Genomic DNA, 7,974 nt, shown 5'->3' on the forward strand with positions numbered 1-7,974 from the left:
AATTATAATCTCCTAATTTCCAGGGATTCCCCGGATTTTTTAAATTCGACTTCACCGTCCAAAGACATGTCAATGTCATCAATTTCGATTTTTCCATCAATAACATCAATAATTGTTTTACCTATGTTGAAATTGGCAACCTGCTTTAATCCGACATAAGGTGTTGTGAATCTGGAATTGATTTCCAAAAGATAAACTGAATAGATATCCTTTTCATCCGCATTGATTAATAAATCAACACCGACAAAACCTTTTAATCCATCAATAGCTTCAACAGCGTTTTTAGCTATTTCAAATGCTTCATCCTTATATTCACTTTCATAAGGCAATTTTCCACCAAGATATGTTCCTTTATCATTTTTAAGCTCAACATACTGTTTATTTAAACTGATTGGAACTGCCTTTTTGCCGTCTGAAATCAGACTGACACTGATGTCAGTTCCTTCGACATATTCCTGAACAAGTACTCTGGAACCCGGATGGAATATCTTATCCAAATCAAAAGTTAAATCTTCTATTCTTTCAAGTATTACAATATCTTCACAATCAACGCCCATCAAAGGTTTAATGATTAATTTCAAAGGAGTGAGAGGGTCTTCAGCTTGCCATTTTTCATGCAAATTTTCAATAGCCCTTTTCCAATATCCTTTTGGGTCAATTTTAAATCTGAATGATTTCGGTTGAGGAATAAAGAGCGGAAGGGATTCGTAAGTTTCATATTTATCAGATGATTTGAGACATGCCTCTGAAGAAGATGTGTAAATTTTAACATTATTGTCTTCTAAAATCTTTGTTATGTTATATAGATTGTTATCGTTTTCCGCAGCGATGAAAATTGCCTTGCTGAAATTTGAGGCATTGTCTTTAAGCCAGTCTATTACATTGCCTTCGATAAAAATGGGATTTGTATTTTCAAATCCTGCAATGCTGTTTTCATAAGATTTATTTATAACTAAATCCTTTTTAAAATCAGCCAAATCATTTAAAAGCGCAAAGATTAATTCTTCTGCTTCAGAAATTATGCACTTATCTTTTTCACCTGAAGCGGTGAAATACTCGAATACCAAAATAGAATCATCGTTTGTCATAAGTAATCATCATACCGTTTAAGTTTAGTTCATCAGCCGGAAATATCATTTTATCTCCGTCATACACCATATGAATCAGTGCGTTTTCATTATTTTCAAAGTCCATTACAGTGATGTCTTCAGTAATTTTTGCCATTTTTCTTGTAAATGAATCCATTATATCTTCAGGAGCTTTGATATCAAGCAAACCTTCACCATGATATTTTTCAATTGCATCCACTATCTTTATGGCTGCATCTCCCTGGCCATATGGGTTTGGGGCATTTTTCATTTTGTCTGCGAATTGGTCGTCATTTAGGATTCTGTTTGCATTTTCCAAAATGGCATCCGTATCTGCTCCTACAAGGATGTTTCCACCTACTTCCACAGTTTCAGGCCTTTCTGTATTATACCTTAAGGTTAATGCAGGCACATCAAGTGTAATCGCTTCTTCCTGCAGACCTCCTGAATCTGTTAAAATTAAAGATGATTTTGATGTTAAAAGTAAAAAATCAAGATATCCAATCGGTTTTATTATATGAACATGATCCAAATCGTTTAGCTCATCAAATAAACCGAAATTTTCAAGGGTATGCTTGGTTCTTGGATGAATCGGGAATATGATATCCATCTCATTTAACTGTTTGAGTGCTGAAATGATATTTGACACCCTTTCTTTTATATCCACATTTTCTGCCCTGTGCATTGTCAGGGTTAAAATATTATCCATACTGTCTATATCCAAATCAATCAGAGACTGTTCTTCAAATCCTCTCTTTTTGGCAATTTCCAAGTGTCTGAAACATGCATCAACTACAGTGTTTCCGGTTATGAGTAAATTTTTTCTTGAAAATCCTTCTGAAAGCAGATTGATAGCAGAGTTTTCGGTTGGAATAAAATACATTGCCGTACAGATATCAGCAACCCTTCTATTAACCTCTTCAGGCATTGTCATGTCAAATGACCTGAGACCCGCTTCAACATGGCCAACTGCAATATGCAATTTGGCACAAACCAACGCTCCGGCCAAAACTGCATTGGTATCTCCCTGAACCAATACTATATCTGGTTTTTCATCAAGCAAAATCTTTTCAATTCCTTCCATCATGAGCCCTGTCTGCTTTGCATGTGTACCTGAACCCACGTGAATATTATAATCAGGAGTAGGAATCTCCAAATCCCTGAAAAAGTTATCAGACATTTCTTTATCATAATGCTGACCAGTATGTAGAACAACATGGTCAATGCCCCTCTTATTAACTTCAGCTATAATCGGAGCCATTTTAATTATCTCTGGGCGAGTTCCCAAAATGGTTGCTATTTTCATGTAAATTCCTCGTTATTATATTTAATGAAATTAATTTAAAAATATTAATGTAAAAGTAAAAAAACAGTTTATTTAATCATATAATTGTTCACATAAAATGAACCTAAAGCGATTCCGAAAGCTGTACAAACAGCCAATATTGCGATATTAAGCAGAAAAGATTCTAAAACCGCACGATAAGGAAATTTATTTTTGTGCTTATCCTTTGAAATGAAAAAATCAAGAATAATAGGAATAGTAAGCAGAAAGGCTATTATAATAATTAACGGAATGGCATCAAACCATAAATTGGAACTGGTATAATTTATTGCCAGATAACCTCCTAAAACAAATCCAATTATTATGGCTATTATAGACAGTTTATCGAAAACATAATACACTCTGGTCATAATAATACTCCTATTAATATATAATATTATGATAACTCATTTAAACATTTTATCATTGACTCACGAATTGCATATCTTTTTTGATAATCATTCAGTGAATCAATCAAATCGCGCTTGAAACGCTCACAGGCATACTGATCATATTCAAATTTTATACCATCATATTGAATATCCATTAAAATCAAATATTCAGCTTCCATTACTTTAATATTGGCACGGGGTTCATCTTCACCGGGATTTAACAATTTTTCCACTTCATCCAGATTCATCTTTCCCTTTGAAACATCAACAAAAACCCTCATCATTTTCCTTACCATATTCCATAGAAATGATTCGCCGTAAATATCCACAAAAATTGGAGAAATCGTATCGTGCAAATTAGGAAATTCCCTTTTGTGATAATCATCCAAGTCAACTTTTGTAATTTTGATTTCATCAATTGTTCTTGTAGTTGTTTTTTGAAAACGTTTAGTGAAATTCGTGAAGTTATGTGTGCCTTTGAAAAGTTCTGCACATTCTTGAAGCTTATCGATATCCAAATCATCGAATAAAAGATACCTGTACTGCCTCATTTGAGCATATCTCGGTTTGAATGCATATCTGACAGGAGCCTTTGCCAATATTTTAATGTCGTCAGGAAGGGAATTGTTGATTTCATTAACCCTAACTTCCTTTTCAGACTGAAAACTGATGACATTGCCTAAACTATGAACGCCAGCATCAGTCCTGCCTGCTATCCTGAATCTGGACTTTTTCAAATCGTCAATGTAGTCTAATTTACGCAAATGATAAATGAGCTCTTCTTCAACCGTTCTTAAGTCAGGCTGTCTTTGAAAACCGTGAAAATTAGTTCCGATATATCCTATTTTTAATGCAGTTCTTTTCATCAGTAATATATTATAAAATCATATAAAATAAAGTTTAGGAAAATTTTTAAAAAAAAATAACTGCACAGAGAAGGTGAAAAGCTAATGAATAGCAATTTAAATTAATTTTGTCTTATTTAAATAAATAAAACGAATTAAATTAAAAAAAAAGAGTAATAATATTATAAACAAATCTCACAGACTCTTAATCAGATGGTTTGTTTCATCATAGTCATCCTCTTCTAATGTTGTTTGATAACCTAATGAATCCCAAAACGGCAAAGCTGAATCAAGATATCTGTGAGTGTTTAAATATATTTCATCATAACCTGCATTTTGAGCAAATTGTTCTGCCTTTGTTACAAGTCTTCGGGCAAGACCCCTGCGCCTATATTTTTCATCCACCATCAATCTCCAGATGCTGGCAGTCTTTTCTTTAGTATAAATGCCCTTGAAAAATTCATAATCCCTGTCATAGCCTCTGATGGCTACGCTAGCAATTATCACATCTCCATCCAAAGCCAAAAAAAGACTATTTTTAGAAGGTACAATATAATAATCCTTTAAATTTAAGATATCATAATGAAATTTTGGCATAGGTCCAATATCATATGCTTTTTTTATTTGTTCAAATAAAAAATCCTGAACCTTTTTAATTTCATCTTCATCATTTCGGATTTCCCTGATTACAAAATTATCCATATAAAGTCCCCAAAAAAATAAAAAAAAGAGAAATAATTTAATTTCTCTATTCCTGTGCAGTTTCAGGATTAAGCAGTTTTTCAACATTTTCGCCAATGAAATCAAACAGCAATACAACAATGAGCAGTGACATACCCGGATAGAATGCCAGCCACCAGTATCCTGATGAAAGATAGTTCATTGATTCAGATAGAATTACCCCAATTGCAGGTTCATGAGGAGGTAAACCGAATCCTAAAAATGTAATTGCAGCCTCGTGCATGATTGCATGAGGGAACATCAGAATTACACCCACAATAATCTGTGAAACTACCAATGGCAAAATATGCTTAATTGCAATCCATACTTTTGATTTTCCCAAGTTTTCAGCCAAATGGACATATTCCTTAGTGCTAATTTCTTTTACTTCAGACCTTAGAACTCTCGCAAGAGGTGTCCAATGAGTTAAACCAACACCCATAATTACACCAAAGACTCCACCACCAAACATGATGGAAACAAGAATGATTAAAAGAATATGAGGTATTGATCCAAACAAATCGATTATTCCAGCAACAACCTCATCAGCAAATCTATTGAAACTGGAGAATAATCCTAAAACAATGGAAATGAATGTGCTGACAACTGATGCAATAAAACCAACCATCAAACTTAATCCAAGTCCTGCTATGGTTCTCTGGAACATATCTCTTCCCATCCAGTCAGTACCGAAAAGATGTTCGAATGAAGGCATCTGATTTGCATCAATGAAACTAGTTGGAATATCTCTGATGAAATAACCTGAAATAAATATACTTACAATAATTAAAGCAGAAAGAGCAATAATAATTATGGTTTTTGTCCTTAAATTTGCAGAATATAAAAACCATGGTTTTTTATCATCTGTTTTTTTCTTAATCATTGAACTCATTCTCCTTAATTCTTGGATCAATTAAATAATATGACAAGTCTGCAAGCAAGTTACCGACAAATACAAAAATCGCACTTACCAAAACAATACCCAAAAAGAGAGGAACATCACTCTGAAGACCTGCAGCTACTGCCGTTTGACCAATTCCAGGATAAGAAAATACCTGTTCAACCAAAACAGCACCACCAAACAATTCACTGAAAGATAAAAATTGCAATGTCACTGCAGGCAGTAATATATTCCTTATACCATGATTTTTTACAAGTTCCCAGCCTTTTTCACCTCTGGATTTTGCAAACAATACATAATCTGAAGATAAAACTTGAACCAGTTCATTTCGTGTATACATTGCAATCGGTGCAAGACCCACTAGACTTAATGTCAATGTCGGAAGCACCAGTCTTGATGCCCATTCCAAAAATGAAGCATCAGTACTTCTAACTCCAATAGGAACTCCAAATCCAATTGGGAACCAGCCTAAATATACTGCAAATACCATCAAAATAAGCATTCCAACCCAAAAAGAAGGAGCAGATTGAATTGCATAACAATAAACTTTTACTGCCTTATCAATCCATGACCCTTTGTTTTTACCGGCTACAACACCTAATGCAAATCCAATAATTCCACTTAATATCCATGATATTGCCATTAAAGCAAGTGAAGCCATGAATTTTTCAATTATTATGTCAATGACCGGAGCACGATATATTAATGATGTTCCGAAATGGCCCTGAGCCAAATCAGCCAGCCAATGGAATACCTTTTCTTGCAGAGGAACATTCATTCCGAAATAACTTTCCAAAATCTGCCTTTGTGCTTCAGAAACTGCAGCACCTCTCAAATAAGTGTTAACAGGATTAATAGGGGATAAATCTAATAATACAAAACTGAAAATTGCAACTGCAATCATCAAAATTATGAAACGTATTAGTTTATAACTAAAAAATTTTACGATCTGTTTTTTATTCAAAAAATAAACCCCCAATCATGTTTTTTTAAAAAAATAAAAAAAGGAAAAAAGATGTTTATGCTGTGGAATTGGTTCTGGACCAATCACAGATATTGATTAAAACATCGTTTCCTAAACCGTCAGGCTGACTACCAATGTCAATTCCGTCTTTAATGAAATAGTTGTAGTCGTAGTTGACTAACCATGCAAATGGAGCATCACCAGCAGGACCCCAACCTCCACCATTGACAAGTGCAGATTCAGCCCATAGAGAGTTTGCCTGGTTCAAGTCACGGGCAGCCATAGCCTCTTCCATCAATTTATCACTTTCACTGTTGTTGTATAAACCAGGATTCATATAGAAATCATCTGCTTCTTTACTGTGATATTGTTGATAGATAGATTTGTATGGATCTGGAGAAGTTTGTTGCATTAAAGCTGCTGAACTGTACATGTTAGCGTAAATAGTATCCCAGTCAGCACCTACAAGTTTTACTTCAATTCCTATTTCTTTTGCTTGTTCAGCAAAAACAGTGGATAAAGATTGTCTGTCAAGGTAGTCTGGAGGGTAGTATAAATCGAATGATGCTTTTACACCATCTTTTTCCACGATTCCATCACCGTCAGTATCTTGCCATCCTCCATCTTTCAAGATTTGTTTTGCTGCATCAACATCAGCATCTTTAACTAAAGACTCATTATTTACAAATTCTCTAGTATCTACACTGGAGTATTCAGGTTTTGCGTGTCCTGCAAAAATTTCATCACACATTTTTTGACGGTCAACACCAACATTCAAAGCTTCTCTTATTGCTTTATCTGCTGTTACGTTGTTACCTATTTTTGAACCAGCAGGAGATACCGCACCAGTGTCGTTTAAGTATGGGAATGAAACACCTTGTGCTCTTCCAGCGGATACTTCATAGAATTGGTAACCGTCAACAGTTTGGTTTAATGCAGAAGTTGCAACAGGAACTACATCAACCTGACCTGATTTAGCAAGTTCCAACCAGGTTGCTTCTTCAGGGAATAATAATGTAATTTGAGTAAAGTATGGTTTGTCGCCATAATAATTGTCATTTATTTTAAAGATTGCTTGTTGACCTTTATCCCAGTGGTCCAATACATATGGTCCTGAACCGATTGGGTTTTCACCATAAGTATTGTTGTCATAAGTGTCTGATGGAACAATACCTAAGTATCTTAAATCATAAATGAATGTTGATCTAGGTTCAACAAGTTTAAATTCAACACAGGTATCGTTTACTGCAGTTGCATTTTCAAGATTTGTTAAGTCCAAATCGGATTCTGTTGCTTTTGCAGTGTTGAATGTGAAAGCAACGTCTTCTGCATTCAATGTTGAATTATCTGAAAATATTATGTCATCCCTTAAGTTTACAGTCCATGTTTTACCATCGTCACTTATAGAGTAATCGGTAGCAATGTCCGGAACTATTTCACCTTTCTTATCTGTCTTGAATAGACAGCTCTGTACTAACGGATTATAGTTTTGGTGTCCGCATCCCCAACCGGTAAGAGGATTAAAACCTGCTTCCGGTTCTTTGATGTTACTGTGAGCTGCAACAGTCAAATGAGTTGGGTCACTGTCATTAGAACCCCCCATAAATGCAAAAGCAGCTACAATAATAACAGCAAGAACTACAACCCCACCTATTATTATCTTCTTATCCATAATTTTCACCATTTTATATAAAATTTATTCCACTCTTTTAAAAAAAGGGATTGCGTTTTCCAAAATCC

8 protein-coding genes are annotated in these 7,974 nt (G+C 34.5%); all 8 read right to left on the reverse strand.

Translation table 11 applies throughout. The annotated features are described in order from the left end of the window. Positions 1-2: 2 nt before the first annotated feature. Positions 3-1,088 (reverse strand): ATP-grasp domain-containing protein, encoded by a 1,086-nt coding sequence (locus ACKI2P_RS01515; protein WP_407374484.1) that lies wholly within the window; start codon positions 1,086-1,088, stop codon positions 3-5. Then, positions 1,075-2,394, reverse strand: a complete 1,320-nt coding sequence (wecB, locus tag ACKI2P_RS01520; RefSeq protein WP_407374485.1) for a non-hydrolyzing UDP-N-acetylglucosamine 2-epimerase — start codon at positions 2,392-2,394, stop codon at positions 1,075-1,077. The genes ACKI2P_RS01515 and wecB overlap by 14 nt, the downstream gene beginning before the upstream one ends. A gap of 68 nt (positions 2,395-2,462) precedes the next feature. Next, positions 2,463-2,783, reverse strand: coding sequence for a hypothetical protein (locus tag ACKI2P_RS01525; RefSeq protein WP_407374486.1), 321 nt, complete (start codon positions 2,781-2,783; stop codon positions 2,463-2,465). Positions 2,784-2,809: 26 nt separating this feature from the next. Further along, entirely contained in the window at positions 2,810-3,670 is an 861-nt protein-coding gene (gene truA / locus ACKI2P_RS01530; RefSeq protein WP_407374487.1) for a tRNA pseudouridine(38-40) synthase TruA, read from the reverse strand. A gap of 174 nt (positions 3,671-3,844) precedes the next feature. Then, a complete protein-coding gene (locus ACKI2P_RS01535) occupies positions 3,845-4,351 on the reverse strand; it encodes a GNAT family N-acetyltransferase (protein ID WP_407374488.1) in 507 nt (168 codons plus the stop codon). A gap of 46 nt (positions 4,352-4,397) precedes the next feature. Continuing rightward, positions 4,398-5,252: an ABC transporter permease gene (locus ACKI2P_RS01540; protein ID WP_407374489.1), complete on the reverse strand. Its 855-nt coding sequence runs from the start codon at positions 5,250-5,252 to the stop codon at positions 4,398-4,400. Next, positions 5,245-6,174, reverse strand: a complete 930-nt coding sequence (locus tag ACKI2P_RS01545; protein WP_407374490.1) for an ABC transporter permease — start codon at positions 6,172-6,174, stop codon at positions 5,245-5,247. The genes ACKI2P_RS01540 and ACKI2P_RS01545 overlap by 8 nt, the downstream gene beginning before the upstream one ends. A 115-nt stretch (positions 6,175-6,289) precedes the next feature. Next, positions 6,290-7,906, reverse strand: coding sequence for an ABC transporter substrate-binding protein (locus tag ACKI2P_RS01550; RefSeq protein WP_407374491.1), 1,617 nt, complete (start codon positions 7,904-7,906; stop codon positions 6,290-6,292). Positions 7,907-7,974: the final 68 nt, after the last annotated feature.

This window comes from Methanobrevibacter sp. (assembly GCF_045541095.1).
GTDB lineage: Archaea > Methanobacteriota > Methanobacteria > Methanobacteriales > Methanobacteriaceae > Methanocatella.